General features: G+C 70.5%; 23 protein-coding genes. 18 read left to right on the forward strand and 5 right to left on the reverse strand.

What is annotated here, in order from left to right; translation table 11 throughout:
• The first annotated feature begins 67 nt into the window (after positions 1–67).
• The 14 genes from DN771_RS07815 (at position 68) to DN771_RS07880 (ending at position 12,501) form a co-directional block, all read left to right on the forward strand.
• Positions 68–766, forward strand: coding sequence for a response regulator transcription factor (locus tag DN771_RS07815; RefSeq protein ID WP_227462287.1), 699 nt, complete (start codon positions 68–70; stop codon positions 764–766).
• The gene (locus tag DN771_RS07820) at positions 766–1,938 is read left to right on the forward strand and encodes a sensor histidine kinase (RefSeq protein ID WP_162941683.1); all 1,173 of its coding nucleotides are present in this window, start codon (positions 766–768) and stop codon (positions 1,936–1,938) included. Before DN771_RS07815 ends, DN771_RS07820 begins: the two co-directional genes overlap by 1 nt.
• 218 nt (positions 1,939–2,156) lie before the next feature.
• On the forward strand, positions 2,157–3,533 hold the full coding sequence (locus DN771_RS07825; protein WP_116996833.1) for an ammonium transporter: 1,377 nt from the start codon (positions 2,157–2,159) through the stop codon (positions 3,531–3,533).
• 28 nt (positions 3,534–3,561) lie between these two features.
• Positions 3,562–3,900 carry a P-II family nitrogen regulator gene (locus DN771_RS07830; protein WP_116996783.1) on the forward strand — a complete coding sequence of 113 codons (339 nt, stop codon included), beginning with the start codon at positions 3,562–3,564 and terminating at the stop codon, positions 3,898–3,900.
• 75 nt (positions 3,901–3,975) lie between these two features.
• Positions 3,976–4,698: a response regulator transcription factor gene (locus tag DN771_RS07835; protein WP_162941684.1), complete on the forward strand. Its 723-nt coding sequence runs from the start codon at positions 3,976–3,978 to the stop codon at positions 4,696–4,698.
• Between the two features lie 104 nt (positions 4,699–4,802).
• On the forward strand, positions 4,803–7,178 hold the full coding sequence (mbhE, locus tag DN771_RS07840; RefSeq protein ID WP_116996785.1) for a hydrogen gas-evolving membrane-bound hydrogenase subunit E: 2,376 nt from the start codon (positions 4,803–4,805) through the stop codon (positions 7,176–7,178).
• Positions 7,178–7,636 carry an MnhB domain-containing protein gene (locus DN771_RS07845; protein ID WP_162941685.1) on the forward strand — a complete coding sequence of 153 codons (459 nt, stop codon included), beginning with the start codon at positions 7,178–7,180 and terminating at the stop codon, positions 7,634–7,636. The genes mbhE and DN771_RS07845 overlap by 1 nt, the downstream gene beginning before the upstream one ends.
• Positions 7,633–8,010 carry a sodium:proton antiporter gene (locus DN771_RS07850; protein WP_116996787.1) on the forward strand — a complete coding sequence of 126 codons (378 nt, stop codon included), beginning with the start codon at positions 7,633–7,635 and terminating at the stop codon, positions 8,008–8,010. Before DN771_RS07845 ends, DN771_RS07850 begins: the two co-directional genes overlap by 4 nt.
• Positions 8,007–9,494 carry a Na+/H+ antiporter subunit D gene (locus tag DN771_RS07855; RefSeq protein WP_116996788.1) on the forward strand — a complete coding sequence of 496 codons (1,488 nt, stop codon included), beginning with the start codon at positions 8,007–8,009 and terminating at the stop codon, positions 9,492–9,494. Before DN771_RS07850 ends, DN771_RS07855 begins: the two co-directional genes overlap by 4 nt.
• A complete protein-coding gene (locus tag DN771_RS07860) occupies positions 9,491–10,015 on the forward strand; it encodes a Na+/H+ antiporter subunit E (RefSeq protein ID WP_116996789.1) in 525 nt (174 codons plus the stop codon). The genes DN771_RS07855 and DN771_RS07860 overlap by 4 nt, the downstream gene beginning before the upstream one ends.
• Entirely contained in the window at positions 10,012–10,263 is a 252-nt protein-coding gene (locus DN771_RS07865; protein ID WP_116996790.1) for a monovalent cation/H+ antiporter complex subunit F, read from the forward strand. The genes DN771_RS07860 and DN771_RS07865 overlap by 4 nt, the downstream gene beginning before the upstream one ends.
• Positions 10,264–10,291: 28 nt before the next feature.
• Positions 10,292–10,651 (forward strand): monovalent cation/H(+) antiporter subunit G, encoded by a 360-nt coding sequence (gene mnhG, locus DN771_RS07870; protein ID WP_205528479.1) that lies wholly within the window; start codon positions 10,292–10,294, stop codon positions 10,649–10,651.
• Between the two features lie 43 nt (positions 10,652–10,694).
• Positions 10,695–11,438: a response regulator transcription factor gene (locus DN771_RS07875; protein ID WP_116996792.1), complete on the forward strand. Its 744-nt coding sequence runs from the start codon at positions 10,695–10,697 to the stop codon at positions 11,436–11,438.
• 1 nt (position 11,439) lies between these two features.
• Positions 11,440–12,501 (forward strand): sensor histidine kinase, encoded by a 1,062-nt coding sequence (locus tag DN771_RS07880; RefSeq protein ID WP_116996793.1) that lies wholly within the window; start codon positions 11,440–11,442, stop codon positions 12,499–12,501.
• Positions 12,502–12,718: 217 nt separating this feature from the next.
• Here the strand turns inward: DN771_RS07880 and DN771_RS07885 are convergent, their stop codons facing one another.
• Both DN771_RS07885 and DN771_RS07890 read right to left on the reverse strand, forming a co-directional pair.
• Positions 12,719–13,885, reverse strand: a complete 1,167-nt coding sequence (locus DN771_RS07885) for an acyl-CoA dehydrogenase family protein (protein ID WP_116996794.1) — start codon at positions 13,883–13,885, stop codon at positions 12,719–12,721.
• Between the two features lie 79 nt (positions 13,886–13,964).
• Entirely contained in the window at positions 13,965–14,411 is a 447-nt protein-coding gene (locus DN771_RS07890; RefSeq protein ID WP_116996795.1) for a nitroreductase family deazaflavin-dependent oxidoreductase, read from the reverse strand.
• Between the two features lie 136 nt (positions 14,412–14,547).
• Here DN771_RS07890 and DN771_RS07895 point away from each other — a divergent pair, with 136 nt between their 5' ends.
• Entirely contained in the window at positions 14,548–15,426 is an 879-nt protein-coding gene (locus tag DN771_RS07895) for a LysR family transcriptional regulator (protein ID WP_116996796.1), read from the forward strand.
• A gap of 40 nt (positions 15,427–15,466) precedes the next feature.
• Here DN771_RS07895 and DN771_RS07900 read toward each other — a convergent pair whose 3' ends face one another.
• The gene (locus tag DN771_RS07900; RefSeq protein WP_116996797.1) at positions 15,467–15,910 is read right to left on the reverse strand and encodes a VOC family protein; all 444 of its coding nucleotides are present in this window, start codon (positions 15,908–15,910) and stop codon (positions 15,467–15,469) included.
• A gap of 102 nt (positions 15,911–16,012) precedes the next feature.
• Between DN771_RS07900 and DN771_RS07905 the strand changes: the two genes are divergently transcribed.
• Positions 16,013–16,969: an RNA polymerase subunit sigma-70 gene (locus DN771_RS07905; protein WP_116996798.1), complete on the forward strand. Its 957-nt coding sequence runs from the start codon at positions 16,013–16,015 to the stop codon at positions 16,967–16,969.
• Here the strand turns inward: DN771_RS07905 and DN771_RS07910 are convergent.
• Positions 16,944–17,756 carry an isocitrate lyase/PEP mutase family protein gene (locus tag DN771_RS07910; RefSeq protein WP_116996799.1) on the reverse strand — a complete coding sequence of 271 codons (813 nt, stop codon included), beginning with the start codon at positions 17,754–17,756 and terminating at the stop codon, positions 16,944–16,946. The two genes, DN771_RS07905 and DN771_RS07910, sit on opposite strands and share 26 nt — an antisense overlap.
• 159 nt (positions 17,757–17,915) lie before the next feature.
• On the opposite strand from DN771_RS07910, the gene DN771_RS07915 reads away from it, so the two are divergent.
• Positions 17,916–19,394, forward strand: a complete 1,479-nt coding sequence (locus DN771_RS07915) for an MFS transporter (RefSeq protein WP_116996800.1) — start codon at positions 17,916–17,918, stop codon at positions 19,392–19,394.
• A 19-nt stretch (positions 19,395–19,413) separates the two neighbouring features.
• Here DN771_RS07915 and DN771_RS07920 read toward each other — a convergent pair whose 3' ends face one another.
• Positions 19,414–20,232, reverse strand: coding sequence for an SDR family oxidoreductase (locus DN771_RS07920; protein ID WP_116996801.1), 819 nt, complete (start codon positions 20,230–20,232; stop codon positions 19,414–19,416).
• A 160-nt stretch (positions 20,233–20,392) separates the two neighbouring features.
• On the opposite strand from DN771_RS07920, the gene DN771_RS29375 reads away from it, so the two are divergent.
• A complete protein-coding gene (locus tag DN771_RS29375) occupies positions 20,393–20,665 on the forward strand; it encodes a hypothetical protein (RefSeq protein ID WP_162941686.1) in 273 nt (90 codons plus the stop codon).

Genomic DNA, 20,665 nt, shown 5'->3' on the forward strand with positions numbered 1-20,665 from the left:
CTCAACAATCGCGAAACTCTCGATCCCGTCGCGCCCCGGTCGGGTGGCCCGGCCTACGCTCGCCGTCGTGGCCACCACCACACCCCAGGTCCTCGTCGTCGACGACGAGCCGATGGTGCGCGAGGTGGTGGCGCGGTATCTGCAGCGTGACGGCGTCCGCGTCCACGAGCTCGACGACGGCGCGGCCGCCCTGGCCTGGCTCGAGGGCAACCGACCCGATCTCGTGGTGCTCGACATCATGCTGCCGGGCGTCGACGGCCTGGCGATCCTCCGCAGCATCCGGGCGAGCGGCGACGTCCCCGTCGTGCTGCTCACGGCCCGCACCGACGAGGTCGACCGCGTCGTGGGGCTCGAGCTGGGTGCCGACGATTACGTCGTCAAGCCGTTCTCGCCGCGCGAGCTGGCCGCCCGGGTGCGCAACATGCTGCGCCGGGCCAGCACCTCGCCGGTGCAGCCCGGCTCGGGCGTCCTCGACTTCGGAACGCTGCGGATCGACCCGGCGGCCCGGGAGGCGACAGTCGGCGGGGTGCCGGTCACCCTCACGCCGAAGGAGTTCGACCTCCTCCACGTCCTCGCCCGATCGCCGCGGCAGGTGTTCAGCCGCAGCCAGCTGCTCGAGCTCGTCTGGGAGTCGTCGGCCGACTTCCAGGACCCGGCGACCGTGACGGTGCACGTCGGCCGCCTGCGCCAGAAGATCGAACCCGACCCCGACCGGCCGCGCTGGATCGTCACCGCCTGGGGCGTCGGCTACCGGTTCGAGCCGTGATGCTCGCCTCCTCCTGGTCCGACACGGTCCGCGACCGGCCGGCGGCGTCCGTGGTCGCTGCGCTGGCCGTGCTCGCCGCGGCGGGTCTGGCGGGGCTCGGGCTGCGGGTCGTCACCGGACGGACGCGCCAGCTGCGCACGCTCGTCCTGGCCATCGCCATCGCGTCCCTGGGTGTCGGGGCGATCGCCGCCGTGGCCCTCGGCCGGCTGATGGTGCTCGACGCCGGCGAGGCCCGCTCGGCCCTCGGCGTCCTCGCCGTGACTGCGGTGGTGGCCGGCGTGCTCACCGTCATCGCCTCGTCGCCGCTCGGTCGCGATGCCGCCCGGCTCGAAGAGGCGGTGCGGCGCCTCGAGGCCGGCGACCGCACGGCCCGAACGGGCGTCGACCGCCGCGACGAACTGGGCCACGTGGCCCGGGCGCTCGACGAGCTCACCGAACGCCTCGACTCCCTGGAGCGGGAACGAGCGGCGATCGAGGACGAGCGACGGCGGACGTTCACGAGTGTCGGCCACGATCTGCGCACGCCACTCAGCGCGCTGCGCGCCGCCGTCGAGGCGCTCGCCGACGGGGTCGCTCCCGACCCGGAGCGCTACCTGCGCTCGATGGCCCGCGACGTCGAGGCCCTCGGCGCGCTCATCGACGACGTGTTCCTCCTCGCCACCATCGAGTCGGGGCGACTCGACCTCGCACGTGAACCCGTCGACCTCGGTGAGCTGGCCGACGAAGCGGTCGAGGCGTTGACGCCCGCAGCCAACGTCAAGCACGTCACGCTCGGGCTGCGTTCGCCGGGATCGGTCCGCGTCGACGGCAACGCCAAGGCGATCTCACGCGTGCTGCGCAACCTCGTCGACAACGCGATCCGCCACTCGCCGCCGGGCGGTGCCGTCGACGTGGTCGTGACCGTCGACCCCACGCCCACGGTGTCGGTGGTCGACACCGGCGCGGGGTTCTCCACCGAGTTCGCCAGCCACGCCTTCGAGCCGTTCGCACGCGCCGACGCCAGCCGGACGAGAGCGACCGGTGGGGCCGGCCTCGGGCTCGTGATCGCCCGCGGTCTCATCGAGGCGCACGGCGGGCGGATCTGGATCGAGCCCTCCGAACCCGACGTTTGCGGCGGCCGGGTCACCTTCGCTCTGCCGGCACTGGCGACCGACGGCCCCGCCGTCTCCTGACGCCGTCAGCGGCTCGCGGCCGGGCGGACCGCCACGCAGCGACGCTCGTGGACGTGCACGTCTTCCATCCGATTCGAGCTGATTCCGTCCGAATCGCATGAAACAAGATGGAAACAGTGCGTATAACTCCAGGAAATGCTGCTCCTCTAAGGTCCGCATGCGGCAGGCGAGTCAGCGCGGACGGTTCTGCTTCTGTGACCAAGATCGAGGAGGACCTCATGCGCCAACGTGCGCTTCGAATTATTTCTGGGCTGGGCGGTACTGCCGCCCTGATCTATGCCTTGCCATCAGTGGCGGGGGCGCAGACTGATGGCCCCGACTCCGCTGCAGTACAGGCGGTGCTCGACAACATATGGGTGTTCATCGCCGGCTGCCTGGTGTTCTTCATGCAAGCCGGATTCGCACTGGTCGAGGCCGGATTGACCCGTTCGAAGAACGTGGTCAACATCTTCGCCAAGAACCTCTCGGACGCACTCATCGGCATCATCGCCTTCTTCGCCGTGGGCTTCGCCTTTGCCTTCGGCCCCGGCGGCGGCGATTTCATCGGCAGCGACATGTTCTTCCTGTCGGGCGCCGATCTCACGATCCCGGCCGAGGGCGGGCTGAGTGTCGCCACGACGTTCTTCTTCCAGGCGGTGTTCGCCGCCACGGCCGTCACGATCGCCTCCGGCGCGATGGCGGAACGGACGAAGTTCGTCTCCTACCTCATCATCAGCGCGGTGATGACCGCCTTCATCTACCCGGTCGTGGTCCACTGGACGTGGGGCGGCGGGATGATCGCCGGGTGGAACATCGGCGACGCCGTGTACTCCGACTTCGCCGGATCCGGCATCGTGCACATGTCCGGCGGTCTGCTCGGGCTCGTCGGCACGCTGTTCCTCGGCCCCCGCATCGGCAAGTACGACAGCAACGGCAAGCCCCGTGCCATCCCCGGCCACAACATCCCGTTCGTGGTGCTCGGCACGTTCATCCTCTGGCTCGGCTGGTTCGGCTTCAACCCCGGCTCCGAGCTGGCGGCGGACTCGTACGTGATCACCGTGGCCGTCAACACGATGCTCGCCGCTGCCGCCGGCGGCGTGGCGACGACGATCACGATCTGGGTGTGGAAGGGCAAGCCTGACCTCGGGATGATCTGCAACGGCGTGCTCGCCGGCCTCGTCGCCATCACCGCTCCGTGCGGCGCGGTCAACGGCGGCATGTCGCTCATCATCGGCGCCGTCGGTGGCGTCCTGGTCGTGGCGGCGGTCCTCTTCCTCGATCGGATCAAGGTCGACGATCCCGTCGGCGCGGTCAGCGTCCACGGCGTCTGTGGCCTCTGGGGTCTGTTGTCGATCGGCTTGTTCGCCCAGTACGACGATGCCTTCCTCGGGCGGGAGGATGCCGGCCTGTTCTACGGCGGCGGCTTCGAGCAGCTCGCCATGCAAGCGGTCATGGCCGCGATGATCATCCTCTGGGTCGGTGGCACCGCGTCGATCCTGATGTTCATCCTCAAGAAGACCATCGGACTGCGTGTCACGGCCGAGGAGGAGACCGAAGGCCTCGACGAGCTCGAGCACGGAATTCCGGGGTACCCGGCCGACGTGAGCTTCAGTTGAGTCGGGACAATCAGGAAAGCGAGATCTCATGAAGCTGATCACTGCCATCGTCAAGCCGTTCAAAGTCGACGACATCAAAGCCGCCCTCAAGGCGGAAGGTATTACGGGAATGACCGTTGCCGAGGTGCGCGGGTTCGGCCGTCAAGGCGGCCACACCGAGGTGTATCGAGGTGCTGAGTACTCGGTCGACTTCCTGCCCAAGGCGAGCGTGTCCGTCGCCGTCGACGACGAGCTCGCCGATCGCGTCGTCGATGCCATCGTCGAGGCCGCCCGCACCGGTGAGATCGGTGACGGCAAGGTCTGGGTCACGGCCGTCGACCGTCTGGTTCGGATCCGCACCGGCGAGGAGGGTGTGGAGGCCCTCTGAGGATCGGACGGGTCCGAGCCGCACGGTGCGGACCCGTCACGGCCGGATCGCCGGAGGCCGCAAAGGAGCTCGCCCGTGACCCTCAGGCATTCCACGCAGAGCCCTGAGCTCACCGATGCCGTGGTGGCCGTCGCCAGATCGCGTCGCTCGCCCGACACCGCCGTGGCCGACGCACTGGCGGCCGCCGGCGCCGACGTGAGGCTGTTCCGGGTGAGTCGTACGATCGCCGATCAGCTCACGACCGACCCACCCGACGTGGTCGTGATCGACCATTCGAACGACGATTTCAACGTGACGCGGCTCTGCGCTTCGGTCCACGACGCCGTTCCGGCGCCGATCCTCGTGTACACCGCGGCCAACAACTCCAGCGACGAGGAGATGGTGGAGCTGCTCGACTGCGGAGCCAACGCCGTCGTCACCAGCGAGGTGTCGCCGGCGCGGTTGCTCGCCCAGGTCGGCGCCATCCTCCGCCTCGCCGAACCGAGGGAGCGGCGGATCGAGCCGCTCTCCATCGGCGACGTGACGCTGGACGAGGAGAACCACCGGTTGATGATCGGCGAGTCGGTCGTGCCCTGCTCGCCGTTGCTCCGGCGACTGTTCGCCGTGCTCGCCGAGTCGCCCGACCGGGCGGTCTCGCAGAGCACCCTGTTGAGCCGGGTGTGGGGTCTCGACGCCTCGACCCGCACACACCGTGTCCGCTTCGCGATCGGGTCTCTGCGCAAGGTGCTCGGTTCGGGACCGCAGCGGCCACGCATCGAGACGGTGCCGATGGGCTATCGGCTGGCGACCCCCAAGTAGACACTCCCCAACCGTGTACCCTGACCACCTGGTGTGCCGGGAAGTCTGGTCGGCGTGATCACGCCCCGACCCCCGAGGACCACCGTGCCGACCATCCACATCCGATGACCGTGGCGATGCTGTTCGTCCTGCTCGCCTTCCATGCCCTCGCCGGCCTCGGCGTCCTGTCCTTCGGGGCGCGCCTCGGGCGCTGGGCACTCGCCATCGGGGTGTTGCCGCTGCTCGCCGTGTGGGTCTGGGTGGGCGCACGCACCTCGACGTTGCTCGACGGTGCGGTCTCCGACCGGCTCGAATGGGTCCCGCAGCTCGGGCTCGCCCTCGACATCCGCGTCGACGCCTTCAGCGTGCTGATGATCGTGCTCGTCTGCGGGATCGGCGCCCTCGTCTACGCCTACGCCTGGCAGTACTTCGGCCGCTCACCCAAGCTGCCTCGCGTCGCCGGGCTGCTCACGCTGTTCGCGGGAGCGATGCTCGGCGTCGTCGTCGCCGACAACGTGCTCTTCCTGTACGTCTGCTGGGAGCTCACGTCGGTGACGTCGTACCTGCTGATCGGCGTCGACGACGATAATCCGCAGGTCCGGGCCAGCGCCCTGCACGCGTTGCTCGTCACGGGTCTCGGCGGTCTCGTGATGCTCGCCGGCCTCGTCATGCTCGCCCAGCAGGCAGGTACCTGGTCGATCTCCGCGTTGGTCGCCGACCCCCCGTCGGGGACGATGACGGCGGTCGCCGTGGTGCTCGTGCTGGTCGGTGCGTTCACCAAGTCGGCGCAGTATCCGTTCCACAGCTGGCTGCCGGATGCCATGGCCGCGCCGACGCCGATCAGCGCCTACCTGCACTCCGCGGCGATGGTGAAGGCCGGCGTGTATCTCGTGGCCCGGCTCGCCCCGGCGTTCGCCGACACCGGCATCTGGCGGCCACTCGTCGTGACCGTCGGCCTGACGACGATGATCGCCGGCGGCCTCCGGGCCATGCGCCCGTTCGACCTGAAGCGACTGCTCGCCTTTGGCACGATCAGTCAGCTCGGGTTCCTGATGGTGCTCTTCGGCATCGGTCGTCCGGAGGCGACGGCGGCCGGATGCGCACTGCTCCTCGCCCACGCCCTGTTCAAGGCGGCACTTTTCATGGTCGTGGGCATCGTCGATCACCAGACCCACACCCGTGACCTCCGGGAGCTCCCGACGCTCGGCGCCGGATGGACGGCGACCAAGACCGTGGCCGTCGCCAGCGCAGCCTCGATGGCGGCCATACCCCCGCTGGCGGGGTTCGTCGCCAAGGAGCAGGCCTACGCTGCCCTCGTCGACGGGTCGTCCGGTGATCGGTTGGTATTGGTCGGCATCGTGGCCGGCTCCGTGTTCACGGTCGCCTACAGCACGCGTCTGCTCGTCGGCCTGCTGCGACCGACGGCGGGCGGGGCCGACTCGGACCGGATCGATGCCACGGTCCGCCCGCCGGCGTGGCCGTTCGTCGCCCCGGCGGCGCTCCTGGCCGTCGCCACGGCCGCGTTCGGAGTGGCGCCGACGATCTGGTCGGGCTTGATCGATGACGCCGCCCAGGCCCTCGACGACGACGCGCATGCCCACCTCACCCTTTGGCACGGTTTCAACACGCCGCTCGTCCTGTCGCTGTGCACGATCGCCGCCGGGCTCGGCATCTTCCTCGCTCGTCGCCCCTTCGACAAGCTGCAGGCCGCCATCGCGCCGGTCACCACCGGGGCGGCGGTCTACGACTCGATCGTCCGGGCGGTCCTGCGTTTCGCCGCGTGGGTCACTCGCGTCGTCCAGTCCGGCTCGCTGCGGATCTACGCCACGGTGATCATGACGACCGCCGCCGTCGCCCCGCTCGTGGCCCTGACCACCGGGAACTGGTGGCCGGGCTGGCCCGACGCCGTCGGTAGGGCCGGACACCTACCGATCGCCGCCCTGCTCGGCGGGGCCGGGCTCGCCGCCACACTCGCCCGGCGGCGCTTCGCCGCTGCCCTGCTCCTCGGTGTCGTCGGCTACGGGATGGCCATCCTCTTCGTCGCCCAGGGCGCGCCCGACCTGGCCCTCACCCAGTTCTCGATCGAGACGCTGTCGACGGTCGTCTTCCTCCTCGTCCTGCGTCAGCTTCCCGACCGCTTCGACCGTCCCGCTCCGCTCCTGAGCCGGGCCCTCCGTCTGACGGTCGCCGGTGCGGTCGGCGTCTTCGTCAGCCTGATGGCGATCGCCGCGGCCGGCTCACGGACCGCCCGCCCGGTGTCGCTCGAGATGTCCGAGCAGGCACTCCCCGAGGGTTACGGCCGAAACATCGTCAATGTGATCCTCGTCGACATCCGTGGCATGGACACGATGGGCGAGATCACCGTGCTCGTCGCCGCGGGCCTCGGCATCGTGTCGATCGCCCGCCTCGGCCGACGCCCCCGACGGTGGACGACGGGCCGCCCCGGCGGTCGGCGGCGAACCTTCATCGGGCGGCGCCGCCCGACGGTGCGGGAGTCGTGATGCGCCGATCGCTCATCTTCGACACCGTGGTACGCCTGGTGTTCGACGTCGCCATGGTGTTGTCGGTGTACCTGCTGTTCGTCGGCCACAACCAGCCCGGCGGTGGTTTCGTGGGCGGCCTCGTCGCTGCCGCGGCGATCGCCCTGCGCTACATCGCCGGCGGAATCGACGACGTCCTGTCGTCGTTGCGGATCCGACCCTGGACGTTTCCGGCCGTCGGGCTGGGCCTCGCCGCCGGTACCGCTCTCTGGTCGGTGCTGTCGGGAGGACCACCGCTCGACCACTCGGCTTACGAGTGGCACCTCTGGGTGCTCGGTGAGGTGCACTTCGCGACCGCCACGTTGTTCGACACCGGCGTGTACCTGATCGTCGTCGGCCTGATCCTCATGATCTTCGAGGGGCTCGGCGACGACGCCGACGAGCCCCGGGGCGAGGGCCCCGACGAGGTGGCGCAGTGACCGTTCTGCTCATCGTCGTCGCCGGCTGGCTCTGTGCGTGCGGGACCTACCTGCTGCTCGGGCGCCAGCTCAGCCGTGTCGTCATCGGCATCGGCCTGCTCGGCCACGGGGTCAACATCCTCCTCGTGCTCTCGGGCGGCGACGGTGGAGACCCGGCCTTCGCCGGCGGCGACGCCAGCGGCTTCGCCGACCCGCTCCCGCAGGCATTCGTGCTCACGGCGATCGTGATCACGTTCGGGGTGATCGCGTTCCTCCTCGCGCTGGCCTACCGGAGCTGGCGACTCACCGCCGACGACGAGGTGGAAGACGACGTCGAGGACCGACGGATCGCCCGGCTCGAGACGACTGCCAACAGCGAACGGGGCGAGCCGTGAGCTTCCTCGTGACGGGCCCGATTCTGCTGCCCCTCCTCGCCGCCGCGGCGTCGATCGGTCTCGGCCGGTGGCGCAACGTCCAGCGACTCATCGGCGTGCTGACCCTCTCGGCGGTGACGGCGATGTCGATCGTCCTGCTCGCCAGGGTGGACACGGATGGCATCACCGCGGTCGACGCCGGACGCTGGGCAGCTCCGGTGGGGATCACGTTCGTCGCCGACCGTCTCGCCGCGATCATGCTCCTCATCGCCGCGGCGATGCTGCTCGCCGTGCTGGTCTACGCGATCGGCCAACCAGGAGCCGAGGACCACCACGTCGCGTTCCATCCGTTGTACCTCATCCTCGCGGCCGGTGTGTCCGCGGCGTTCCTCACGGGCGACCTGTTCAACCTCTTCGTGGCGTTCGAAGTGATGCTCATGGCCAGCTATGTGCTGATCACCCTCGGCGGCCGGGCCGACCAGGTCCGATCGGGCATGACCTACGTCGTGATCAGCCTCATCGCCTCGACCCTCTTTCTCGTCAGCCTGGCCTTCGTCTACGCGGCGACCGGGACGGTCAACATGGCCGACCTCAGCGGCAAGATCGCCGAGTTGCCCGACGGCGTTCGCAGCGCCCTCGCCGTGCTGCTGATCGTCGTGTTCGGCATCAAGGCGGCGATCTTCCCGCTGTTCTTCTGGCTTCCCGACAGCTACCCGACCGCGCCGACACCGGTCACCGCCGTGTTCGCCGGGTTGCTCACGAAGGTCGGGGTCTATGCGTTGATGCGGACCCAGACCCTGCTCTTCCCGTCCGACACCAGGCCGGGCACGCTGCTGCTGGTCGTCGCCGGATTGACGATGACCGTCGGGGTCCTCGGGGCGATCACGCAGGACGACATCAAGCGCATCTTGTCGTTCCACATCGTCAGCCAGATCGGCTACATGATCATGGGCCTCGGGCTCTTCGATCTGGCGGGCCTCGCCGCCGCCACGCTGTACATCGTCCACCACATCGTCGTGAAGACCACGCTGTTCCTCGTCGCCGGGCTGGTGGAGCACCGTGCCCACACCAGCCAACTGGCCAAGCTCACCGGCCTGGCCCGCCTCGAGCCGGTGCTCGCCGTGCTCTTCCTGCTCCCGGCGCTGAGCCTCGCCGGAATTCCTCCCTTCTCCGGGTTCGTGGCCAAGTTGGCCCTCGTCGAGGCAGGACTCGACGCCGGGCAGTACGTGATCGTCGCTGTCAGCTTGGCCGTGAGCCTCCTCACCCTGTTCTCGATGACCAAGATCTGGGCCAACGCCTTCTGGGGATCCGCCCCGGAACCGGAGGAGACACCTGCTCGGGTCGGAGGAGGCCGGACGCTGCTGATGGCCGGATCGACCACGATCCTCGTCGTCCTCAGCCTCGTCATCACCGTCGCCGCCGGACCGCTGTACCGGCTCGCCGAGCGCGCCGCCGTCGACCTGGTCGATCCGGCCGGCTACATCCGGGCGGTGCTCGGGTCATGATCCGCCTGACCCGCATCGTGTGCCTGACTGCCGTGTGGCTGGCGCTGTGGTCGGACGTCTCCGTCGCCAACGTCGTGACGGGCCTTCTCGTGGCGGCGGCGATCGTCGGAGCCTTCGACACGTGGCGCCGGGGCCGGTTCGTGATCCGGCCCCTGCCGCTGGTCCGCCTCGCGTGCTACTTCCTGGGCGCCCTCGTGAAATCCAGCATCGCCGTCGCCCGCGCGACGTTGTCGCCCCACTACCGCGTCCACACCGGCATCATCGCCCTTCCGCTCACCGGTTGCTCGGACTCCGTCGTCACGGTGATCGCCAACGCGATCTCCCTCACGCCCGGCACCCTGACGCTGGAAGTCCGCCAGGACCCACTCACGCTCTACGTCCACGCCTTCGACGTCCGCGACCTCGAGCAGGTCCGGCAGGACCTGCGCCGCTTCGAGGTCCTCGCCGTGCACGCCTTCGGGGACACCGATGCCATCGCCGGTCTCGCCGTCGACGACTCGTCCGTCTGGAGGGAACGATGACCGTCGCCGCCCTGGTGCTGCTGGTCGCCGCCGGCGCCTGCTTCCTCACCCGCGTCGTACGGGGGCCGTCGCTCGCCGACCGCGTGATCGCCGTCGACGGCCTGATCGTCACCATCGTCGCGGCGATCATCGTCAACTCGATCCGGATCGATGCGCCGTGGTACCTCGACGCCGCCGTCGTCGTGGCCGTCGTGGGCTTCGTCGGAACGAGCGCCGGGGCCCGTTTCATCGAACGACGGGGCGGATGAGACGGATGAGCCACAGGTGGTCACCAGCGTGAACGACACCATCGTCGGCGTGATCGCCGTGGTCGGCGCGGCGTTCATCTTCGTCGCCGGGATCGGCGTCGTCCGCTTCCCCGACCTCTACACCCGCATGCACGCGGCGACGAAGGCGAGCACCGTCGGCATCGGGCTGATCTGTGCTGCCGGCGCGATGGCGATCGACCACGGCACGGCCAAGATCGTCCTGGCTGCAGTGGCCATCTTCGTCACCGCGCCCACGGCGGCTCACCTCATCGGCCGCGCCGCCTATCACGACGAGCACGTCGACATGCGCCTCGACGGCGTCGACGACCTCGCCGCGCTGCTCGCCGACGACCACGACGGGGCGGAGCCCGACCCACGAGAGGGATGACGCCGGACCGGACCGCGCCGATGCCCGCTCCTATACTTTTCCGGTGTCGCCGCTCCCCCTCACGCACCGCCGTGACGCGGATGCCGGCGATGACCGGGCACGCCTCGTCGTGTGCATCGAGGACGAGCCCCATCACCTCCGGACGTTGGCCGGCGCCCTCTGCGGGGACGGCTACCGGGTCGAGGCGGCGGTCTCGGCATCGGACGCCCGGGACCTCCTGGAGCACACCACTCCGGACCTCGTCGTCCTAGACCTCGGCCTCCCCGACATGGACGGCGTCGAGCTCTGCCGGCGGCTCGTCGTGTGGCCGGCAGCTCCGGTCATCGTCGTCAGCGCCGATCACGACGACCGGACCATCGTCGCCGCGCTCGACGCCGGGGCCAGTGACTACATCACCAAGCCGTTCGCGTCGTCGGTGTTGCTGGCCCGGGTTCGGGTGGCCCTCCGCCCGACGGCGATCACGCCGGGTGGCCGCGACGACGTCGTCAGCGTCGGTGATCTCACCCTCGACCCCGCGGCACACCGGGTCGTCGCGGACGGTCGCGAGGTCGAGCTGCGGCCCAGCGAGTTCGACCTGCTCGAGCGGCTGATGCGCCACTGCGGAGCCCTGGTCACGCACGGGTCGCTGGTCGGCCGTTCGCGCGGTGACGATCCGTCCGCGACCGAGCTCAACTCCCTGCGGATCGCCGTCAGCCGCTTGCGGCGCCAGCTGGGCGTCGGGCCTCGGCGTCCGACGATCGTGACGGAGGCCGGCTACGGATACCGACTCGTCCCGCCCGAGGCCTGAGATGGTCACCGGCCGGCCGGCCGGCAACCGCTCGGCGACTCTCGATGCCCTGGCGATCGGACTCCTGGGCACGACCGTCATCCTCGTGTGCTTCCTCGCCATCGATGCCGACGTCACGGTCGCCGCCCTCGTGCTGCTCGTCCCGATCGCCGTCTCCAGCGCCCGGGGCGGGTACGGCGTGGCGACCATCGTGGCGATCTATGCGGCAGTCGGCTATGCCCTCTGGTTCCTCCCGCCGATCGGACACGTGCGGATCGGCCCGACGCGCGACGTCGCCACGCTGCTGACGTTCCTCGCCGTCGGGCTCCTCGTCGGGCTGCTGTCGGGACGGCGCCCGGCGGGCGCTGACCCGGCGGTGCTCGACGAACGCCGCGCCTCGCTCCTGCGCACCGTGTCCCACGATCTGCGGTCCCCGCTGCACACCATCCAGACCGTCACGACGGAACTCCTGAGCACCGGTGACCTCGACGAACAGACGCTGGTGTCGCTGCGCGACGTCGCCGACGAGGCCACCCGCCTCGACCGGATCGTCGCCAATCTGCTCAGCGCCGGGCGAATCCAGGCCGGTGCCCTGCTCCCGTCCCGGTCGCCCGAGTACCTGCCGGCGCTGGTCCGCACCACCGCCGCCCGGTTCCAGCGAGCGCACGTCCATCCCGTCGACCTCGATGTCCCCGATGTCCCCGACGTCCTGGTCGATCCCGTGCAGATCGACCAGGTGCTGTACAACCTGCTGGACAACGCCACGCGCCACTCGCCCGCCGGCGTCCCGGTCACCGTGCGTGCACGACTCGCCGGGGACCGGGTCGAGGTGACCGTCACCGACCGGGGACCCGGGTTCGACACCGAGTTGCTGCAGCAGGGTCCACGGCTCTACGGATCCGGTGCCGCCTCGGGAATCGGTCTCGGCCTGATCGTCTGCGACGGCATCGTCGCCGCCCATGGCGGCAGCTTGCGCCTCCGCAACGGACGCGATGGTGGAGCGAGGGCGACGTTCGATCTACCGCTCGCGGCGCCCGCGCCGCCCCGCCCCGTCCAGGGCCAGGCCAGCTCCGGCACCTCCTGACACCCGCCCGCCGTGCATCGACCTCGATGCCGCGCGGCCGCACGCGGTGGGTGACGGCGGCGTCCCACCACTCCGTTGCGGTGGGCCTGACGAGCCGGGTCTCCATTCCGTCCAGGAGAGGAACTGCCGTCGGGCGGCGAGGCGCGCCCGGGCCCCGTGACTTCCCCAGGCCCGGGTGGGTCGCTGGCGTTGGCGGGCGTCGTGGTCCATGACGCGGCTACACCAGGATGCTCGGCACCACGGTGCCGAGGTCGGCCTTGGCGTTGTGCTCGGTGCTCATCCCGTTCACCGACACGTGGCCGTGCAGGGCCAGGGCGTCTCGCCGGCAGCGGCCGAGGACGGCGCCGGGGCTGATCCACGCGGTCCCGCTCAGCTCGCACGCCAGCTCGACGGCGCGGGTCGCCAACCGGTCGGCGGTGACGTTGGCCCGATGCAGGGCGACGCGGGTCTCGGGCGACAGCTCCTCGAGAAGCGTCGCCTCGGCCCACATCGAGTCCAGCTCTCGTTCGACGACGGCAACGGCGGCCTGCCAGAGGCCCTCGGCCTCCACCAGTTGCCGCTGTACGGCGCCGGAGTCGGCGAGCCGCACGAAGTCGGGCGGCGGCGCCTTGGTGGCGACGACCGTGCGTGCCTCGTCGAGCGCCCGGCGGGCGTTGCCGATCTGGACGGCGGCGATCGACGTGGCGATCGGCCAGTTGCCGTTACCGACGAGGCAGCGATGGGCACCACGATCGTTGTCGGTCGGCGCGTACGGGTTGAACGTCCAGGCCATCGGGATCTCCTGATCGTCCACGACGGTGCTGTGGCTGCCCGTCCCGCGCATGCCGATCGGGTCCCAGTCCTCGGCGATCGTCGCCCGGTCAGCGGGGACCCAGCCCCAGCGGACGACCGGGGAACCGCCCTCGCGTCGCTCGCCGTCGACGAGGGCGATGCCCCCGATCCACGTCGCGTTCGGGCTGCCCGTGTTGAAGGCCCAGCGCCCGCTGAAGCGAGCGTGATCGCCGTCCACGGCGAGCCGGCCGAGACCGGCGACCGTCGATGCCGACGTGCCGAGGGGGTCGGCCAACACCTCGGCAGCCCACTCCGGGTCGGCACCGGCGGAGATCCAGCCGAGCTCGGCGGCACCCTGCGTCACGACCCACGCCAGCGATGCCTCGTGCCGGGCGAGGGCCATCCCGGTTCGGAACCACTCGACGGGTGGTCGGCCGGTACCGCCGAGGGCGGGGGCCACCAGTTGGCGGAACAACCCGGCGGACGCTGCGGCGTCGTGCAAATCTTGGGGTATCCGCCGGGCGCGGTCGAGCTCGTGCCAGCGGGCATCGGCCGCGGCGCCGAGCTCGTCGATCGTCAGCGGGGCGTGGGGTGCGATGTTCGTCGTTGTCACGAGCGCCGATCTTGAGGGCCCGGCGACACCGCCACTAGTCCGCGAACTGAACCGCCCGGTCGGCCGAGCGATCCGACGCTCACCCCTCCGGCGAGAGCACGACGACGGGAATCTCCCGGTCGGTCTGAAGGGCGTAGTCCGCGTACAACGGGAAGTTGTCCACCATCTGGGCCCACAGCGTCGGACGCTCCGACGGGGTCGCGCGGCGGGCCCTGCAGGTGACACGCCGGCTGCCGACCTGCACGCCGACGCGAGGATCGGCTGCGAGGTTCTTGAACCAATCGGGATCGTCGTCGGAGCCACCCTTGGACGCCACGACCACGAAGTCGTTGCCCGAGGTGCCGTAGATCAGGCAGGTACGCCGCGGCCGGCCGCTGCTGCGCCCCGTGGTGACGAGCACGAGCTTCCGCACCCCGTCGTTCTCATGTCCGTCTGTGCCACCCGAGGCGAGGTAGGCGCGGGTCTGCTCGGCGACCCAGTCCCACTGCGAGTCGGACGCCCGGTCGAGATCGTCGGCGACGGCCATGTCAGCTGTCCCCCTCGGGCTCGGATGGGACGTGAGCGTTGGAGCGGGATGTTGCGGGCATGACCAGCAGCTTGCTGCTCCTCGATCCATGCGTCCAATGTCGAATGTCGAACCGAACCATAGATATGGTTGATGAATGCTCGACGTGACCCGACTGCGGGTCCTCGAGGCCGTCGCCCGCCTCGGATCGGTCACGGCGGCCGCTCGTGAACTGGCGTACTCCCAGCCGTCGGTGAGCCATCACCTGTCGCGGCTCGAGGCCGAGACCGGGGCCCGGCTCGTGCAGAAGGCAGGCCGCGGCATCCGGTTGACGCAGGCAGGCCGACTCCTCGCCGACCGGGCCGCCGAGATCATCGGACGCCTCGACGCGGCCGACGCCGAGCTGGCTGCGCATGTCGGTCTCACCGCAGGGCGGGTCCGCGTCGCCGGGTTCGGGTCGGCCATCGCCTCACTGGTGCCGCGAGCGGCCGCGACCTTGGCCCGCCTGCACCCCGGCCTGCAGGTCGGCTCGATCGACACCCACCCGCCCGAGGCTCTGGAACTACTTCGCACAGGACGCGTCGAGGTGGCGATCGTCTTTCACCACGACGAGGCCGGCGAGGTCCCGAGCGGCGTCCGCCTTCGACCCCTGCTCGACGATCCGATGTACCTCCTGTCCAGCCGACCGACACGCGGACTGGGGAGCCTGAAGGAGGCCACCTGGATCGCCGGGTGCGAGCGTTGCCGCAGCCACCTCATCGCCCTCTGTGGCGAGGCCGGCTTCGAGCCGCGTATCGGCTACGAATCCGACGACATGGTGCTCATCCAGACACTCGTGGCCTCGGGGCTGTGCGTGGCGACGCTCCCCGGCCTCGCCCTGCGCGCCCATCACGCCGACGGCGTCGTTGCCCGCAAGCTGCCCGATCTGCCACGGCGCGTCTACGTCGCGACGTACGGCGACGGGCCCGACCCGCCGGCGGTCTCCGCACTGGTGTCGGCGCTCGAGGCTGCGGCGACCGCTGAAGCCGGTCGGTGACGAGCGACGCGAGCACTCGGCGAGCCAGGCGACGGCCCGCTCACGAACCGCCGAGCGGTTGGGCGAGGCCGAGGAGGATGCCTTCGGGGCCGCGGACGTAACAGAGGCGATACACGCCCTCGTAGTTCACGATCTCGCTGCTGACGAGCTGCGCACCGTGGCGGGCCAGGCGCTCGAGGGTGTCGTCGAGGTCGTCCACCGAGAACATCACGCGGAGGTAGCCGAGGGCGTTCACCGGCGCCGTCCGGTGATCGGCGACCACCTGCGGTTCGAGGAAGCGCGAGAGCTCGAGCCTGCCCTGCCCGTCCGGAGTGCGCATCATCGCCACCTCGACGCGCTGATCTCCGAGGCCGGTGACGGCCCCCGCCCACTCGCCCTCGATGACGCCCTGCCCCTCGAGCTCGAGGCCGAGCTCACGGAAGAAGTCGATCACCGTACCGAGGTCCTCGACGACGATCCCCATGTTGTCCATCTTGAGCGCCATGCGACGACATTAGAGACGCCCACGGCGCGTCGAGCGTCGCCCGCTCCACCGACCGTCAGCGACCGACCGATTCGTTTCGGCCGGTCGCGGGGTCGACAAGACATGACCTCTGTGTCCCATCCCCCGCTGCGCACCTCCGATGCCTTCGAGGCGGTGTTCGAGCGTCACCGTTCCGCTCTCCTGCGCTACTGCTACCGGATGCTCGGCTCGTCGGCCGACGCCGACGACGCCGTCCAGGAGACGATGGTGCGGGCGTGGCGTGGCCTGGACGCGTTCGAGGGCCGGGCGCCGGTGGAGGCCTGGCTGTACCGCATCGCCACGAACGTGTGTCTCAACCTGCTGCGGGGGCGGCGTCGCCGTGCCCTGCCGATGGACCTGGCGTCTCCGTCGGCGCCGTCGGCGGTGCTCGGGCCCGAGCTCTCGTCCGAGGTGTGGGTCGACCCGTTCGCCGACACCGGCGAGGACCACGGTGCGGACCCCGCCGACGCGGCGGCACGCCGGGAGTCCGTCCGGCTGGCATTCGTCGCCGCTCTCCAACACCTGCCACCTCGTCAGCGAGCCGTGTTGATCCTGCGGGACGTACTGCGATGGAGGACCGGCGAGGTGGCCGAGCTCACGGGGATGACCCAGGTGAGCGTGAAGAGCGCCCTGCAGCGGGCCAGGGCGACCCTGTCGTCCCATCCTCCGGCGGCCGGCGGACCGGTGGACCAGGAACTGCTCGATCGCTACGTCGACGCGTTCGGTCGCTACGACATGGACGCGCTCGTCCGCCTGCTGCGCGACGACGCGGTCTTGACGATGCCACCGCTGGAGTTCTGGGTCGCCGGCGCCGCCGCGATCGGAACGCTGTGGACGCGACTCGCCGAGGAGTGTCACGGCGGCTCGCAGTTCCGGACGATCGCAGTGAGCGGAACAATGGGCTTCGTGCAGTTCCTGCCACCATCGCCTGGAGCCATCCCCGAGCCGTTCGCCGTGCACGTGCTCGAGGCGATCGACGGGGCCATCTCGGCGATCCACGTGTTCCGCGATCCGGTCATCGCGGCACGCCTGGCCGGCTGAGGATCCGCCCGGCTCGTTCGCGGAGGTCGGCGAGCGCCTGACGCTGGAACCGTGGTCCGAACGACACCCGGCTGACCCCGGCCGCGGTCATGTCGGCGATCGTGCCGGTGCCGGCGACGTTGCCGTTGATGGGCGCTCCGAGTGCCTCGACGAGCTGACCCGCCCTCACAGGGTCGGTCAGGCCGATCGGGTACAGGCAGTCGGCGCCGGCCTCCAGATAGGCATGGCCGCGGCGGATGATCTCGGCGGTCGCCGCGTCGCGCGCGGCACCTGCATGCAGGTAGGCGTCGATGCGCGCGTTGATCACGATCGGCACCCCGTACTCGTCGGCGGCGCGTCGCACGGCCGCCAGCCGGCCCGCCGCCACGTCGACATCGAGCAGCGTCCCCGGACGGTCGTGGTCACTGTCTTCGAGGTTGCAGCCGACCGCGCCCGCCGCGAGGAGGGCCCCGACGAGCTCGCTCCCGTCGAGGCCGTAGCCGCCTTCGACATCGGCCGTCACCGGCACGGGGACCGATCCGGCGATGCGCTTGATCGCCCCGAACGCCAGGCAGATCGGCATCGAATTGGTGTCCGGCTCGCCGAAGACAGCGGCGATCGCCGCACTCGACGTGCCGATCGCTGCGGCACCGGCGGCATGCACCTCGACGGCACTGGCCACGTCCCAGACGTTGACGAGCACGAGGGGATCACCAGCGACGTGGAGCGAGCGGAGGTGATCGGCGGCGGCGACCAGCGGCTCGTCACCGAGCGGGCAGGTGTTCGGGAGGGCGGTCGGATCGTTCATGCCACCCACGACCCCGTGAGACCGCCAAACCGATCGGTCCTCCGGTGAATCCGGCGCCGGCTTCTCCGATCCGGTCCATTTCCGTCGCCGGCGGGGTCGAGAGAGCGAACACCCATCACCCCGGCCATACCGTCCGGGCCACGACGAACGGAGCCTCCGATGCCCACCACCCCGACCGCCCTTCGCCGATCCGCCGGGCCGGGCGCCGTCCTCGCCCTCGCGTGCGCGGCCCAGTTCGTCGTCATCCTCGATCTGGCGATCGTCAACGTCGCCTTGCCGTCGATCCAGGCCGACCTCGGAGCCAGCGAGTCCTCGCTGCAGTGGGTCGTCATCACCTACGGCCTCACGCTCGGCGGATGCCTCCTCCTCGGCGGCCGGCTCGCCGACCTGTTCGGCCGGCGGCTCGTGCTGGCGACAGGGCTCGTCGTGTTCGCCCTCGCCTCACTTGCCGGCGGGCTCGCCGGCTCGCTGGGTGTGCTGATCGCCGCCCGCGCCGTGCAGGGAGTGGGGGGCGCGCTGGCGCTTCCGGCGGCGTTGGCGATCGTCAGTGCGACGTTTCCCGAGGGTCCGGCCCGCAACAAGGCCCTCGGGATCTTCGGCGCCGTGGGTGGGAGCGCGGGATCGATCGGCGTCATCGCCGGCGGCGTGCTCACCAGCGGTCCCGGCTGGCAGTGGGTGTTCCTGATCAACGTTCCCATCGGCCTGGTCTTCGCCCTGCTGGCGGGGACGGTGATCCCCCGGACTCCGCCCGACACGGACGGGGCGCTGGACGTCGCCGGGGCCGCCTCGGTCACGGGCGGCCTGATGGCGATCGTCTTCGGGATCAACAAGAGCGTGGAGTACGGCTGGTCGTCGCCGGTCGTCGTCGGGTTCCTCATCGGCGGTGCTGCGCTGCTGGGGATCTTCGTGCTGGTCGAGTCGCGGGTCGACTCGCCGCTGGTGCCCCTCGACGTGTTCCGTCATCGTCGCCTGACGGCGGCGGTCGCCGTCTCACTCCTGCTGTCGGGATCCTTCTTCGCGGTCATCTTCAACGGCACGCTGTTCATGCAGCAAGGTCTCGGGTTCTCGGCCATCCGGACGGGCGGCGCCTGGCTGGCGGCCACGGTGAGTTCGGTGCTCGCTGCCGGAGTGGTCGCACCACGTCTCGTCGGCCGGATCGCGCCGGCGCGGACGCTTGTGCTCGGACAGATCGTGATGGGCGTGGCCATGCTGCGCCTGGGCTGGACACCGTCTGACGCGAGCTACTGGAGCGACCTGTTCCCGTCGTACCTGGGCATGGGCGTCGGGATGGGGATCTCGTTGGTCTCGCTGCAGATCGCCGCGTTCAGCGGCATCGACACGTCGATCGGTGGTCTGGCCGGCGGCTTGGTCGAGACGTCTCGCGAAGTCGGCGGGGCCATCGGCGTGGCCGCCGTCGCGACGTTCGCCGCCGGTCGCGTCCAGTCCGTGCTCGACCGCGGCGGCGACCAACTGGACGCCATCACCGCCGGCTACCGGCGGGCGTCGATCGCCTCGGCCGTGCTCAGCCTGGCCAGCGCATTGGTGTCGGCGCTGCTCCTGCGCCGGGCCGAACAGACCCGGCCTCCGGCGGCGTCGACGAGCATGCCGAGCGAATTGGTCACGGTCGACGCTCCGTGAGCTGTCCGCAACGCAGTGGTCAGACCGTGCGCCAGGCGTCGGAACGAAGATGGGACCCCGCCTGCGGGCCCATCTGCAGGATGCCCCCATCGACCGCCCAGGACGCGCCGGTGACGTAGCTCGCCTCACCCGACGCGAGGAATCCGACCACGGCGGCCACCTCGCGGGCGTCTCCGGGACGCCGCAGCGGGACGCCGGGTCGCACCGTTCCCGACGGCTCCTGGTCCTCCTGACCGGTCATCGGCGTGGCGATCTCGCCGGGAGCCACCGAGTTGGCCGTGATGCCATGGGCGCCGAGCTCGAGCGCCACCGTCTTCACCAGCCCGCCGAGACCGTGCTTGGCCGCATCGTACGCCGCCGACCCGACGCGCGGCTGGTGCTCGTGCACGCTGGTGATGGCGATGATCCGGCCGCCGCGGCCTGTGGCGACCATGCGACGGGCGGCCCGCTGGATGCACACGAACGCACCGTCGAGGTCGACGGCGACGACGTGGCGCCAGCCGTCGAGCGTCTCGTCGAGAAACGGGGTGGAACTGCCGGTTCCGGCATTGTTGACGAAGACGTCGACGCCGCCGAGCTCGTCGGCGAGGGTGTCGATCACCGATCCACAGTGCTCCAGGTCGCCGGTGTCGAGGCGAGCCACCACCGCGCGGCGTCCGAGCGTCCGCACCTCGTCGGCGGTCTCGGTGGCCCCGGCCTCGTCGCTGTGCCAGGTGATCCCGACGTCGCAGCCGCGCTCCGCCAGCTCGACGGCGCACGCGCGCCCGATTCCTGAATCGGCGGCGGTCACGATCGCCGTCGTCGGCGTGAATCTCGATTGAACCTCGGAGCGTGGCATCGGGTCGATCCCTTCGGTGGCCGGTCGGGGTGAACCGTCCGTCCGTACCCACGCGCCGCCGGAGCCAACGTGGTGAGCCCCTGAACCGGCCCGGAGAGCGTGAGACGCCGCCTACCGATGAACGGGTTTCCGGTGAGCGATCGGTGGGTACGTAGCCGGCATGATCAAGACAGCCATCTTCGCCGCCGGCGTCGCGTGCGGCTGCATGCTCGGCTCGAGCATGACCCCCGAGCAGCGCCGCAAGCTCGCCGAGCCGATGCGCCGCCTCGCCGGATCGGGCCCCTCCCAGCGACTCGGCGGTTCGGTGCGCCATGTCGCCGACACCGCCGCCGAACTCGCCGCGTCCAAGGTGGACGACCTCGCCTCGGCCATCCAGCCGAACGGCGACGGGCACGAGCAGGCATCCTCGATCCCGTCCGGCACCAGTCCCTGA

This window comes from Desertimonas flava (assembly GCF_003426815.1).
In the GTDB taxonomy this organism is placed as follows: Bacteria; Actinomycetota; Acidimicrobiia; order Acidimicrobiales; family Ilumatobacteraceae; genus Desertimonas; species Desertimonas flava.

Bases quoted from the DNA above. Each gene is read 5' to 3' on its own strand.
- DN771_RS07890 (WP_116996795.1), bottom strand. From the start codon at position 14,411: ATGGCCGTCGCCGACGATCTCGACCGGGCGTCCGACTCGCAGTGGGAC.
- DN771_RS07900 (WP_116996797.1), bottom strand. From the start codon at position 15,910: ATGGCGCTCAAGATGGACAACATGGGGATCGTCGTCGAGGACCTCGGT.
- DN771_RS07865 (WP_116996790.1), top strand. From the start codon at position 10,012: ATGACCGTCGCCGCCCTGGTGCTGCTGGTCGCCGCCGGCGCCTGCTTC.
- DN771_RS07915 (WP_116996800.1), top strand. From the start codon at position 17,916: ATGCCCACCACCCCGACCGCCCTTCGCCGATCCGCCGGGCCGGGCGCC.
- DN771_RS07845 (WP_162941685.1), top strand. From the start codon at position 7,178: ATGCGCCGATCGCTCATCTTCGACACCGTGGTACGCCTGGTGTTCGAC.
- DN771_RS07860 (WP_116996789.1), top strand. From the start codon at position 9,491: ATGATCCGCCTGACCCGCATCGTGTGCCTGACTGCCGTGTGGCTGGCG.
- DN771_RS07825 (WP_116996833.1), top strand. From the start codon at position 2,157: ATGCGCCAACGTGCGCTTCGAATTATTTCTGGGCTGGGCGGTACTGCC.
- mbhE (WP_116996785.1), top strand. From the start codon at position 4,803: ATGACCGTGGCGATGCTGTTCGTCCTGCTCGCCTTCCATGCCCTCGCC.
- DN771_RS29375 (WP_162941686.1), top strand. From the start codon at position 20,393: ATGATCAAGACAGCCATCTTCGCCGCCGGCGTCGCGTGCGGCTGCATG.
- DN771_RS07895 (WP_116996796.1), top strand. From the start codon at position 14,548: ATGCTCGACGTGACCCGACTGCGGGTCCTCGAGGCCGTCGCCCGCCTC.
- DN771_RS07880 (WP_116996793.1), top strand. From the start codon at position 11,440: ATGGTCACCGGCCGGCCGGCCGGCAACCGCTCGGCGACTCTCGATGCC.
- DN771_RS07820 (WP_162941683.1), top strand. From the start codon at position 766: ATGCTCGCCTCCTCCTGGTCCGACACGGTCCGCGACCGGCCGGCGGCG.
- DN771_RS07910 (WP_116996799.1), bottom strand. From the start codon at position 17,756: ATGAACGATCCGACCGCCCTCCCGAACACCTGCCCGCTCGGTGACGAG.
- DN771_RS07905 (WP_116996798.1), top strand. From the start codon at position 16,013: ATGACCTCTGTGTCCCATCCCCCGCTGCGCACCTCCGATGCCTTCGAG.
- DN771_RS07920 (WP_116996801.1), bottom strand. From the start codon at position 20,232: ATGCCACGCTCCGAGGTTCAATCGAGATTCACGCCGACGACGGCGATC.
- DN771_RS07830 (WP_116996783.1), top strand. From the start codon at position 3,562: ATGAAGCTGATCACTGCCATCGTCAAGCCGTTCAAAGTCGACGACATC.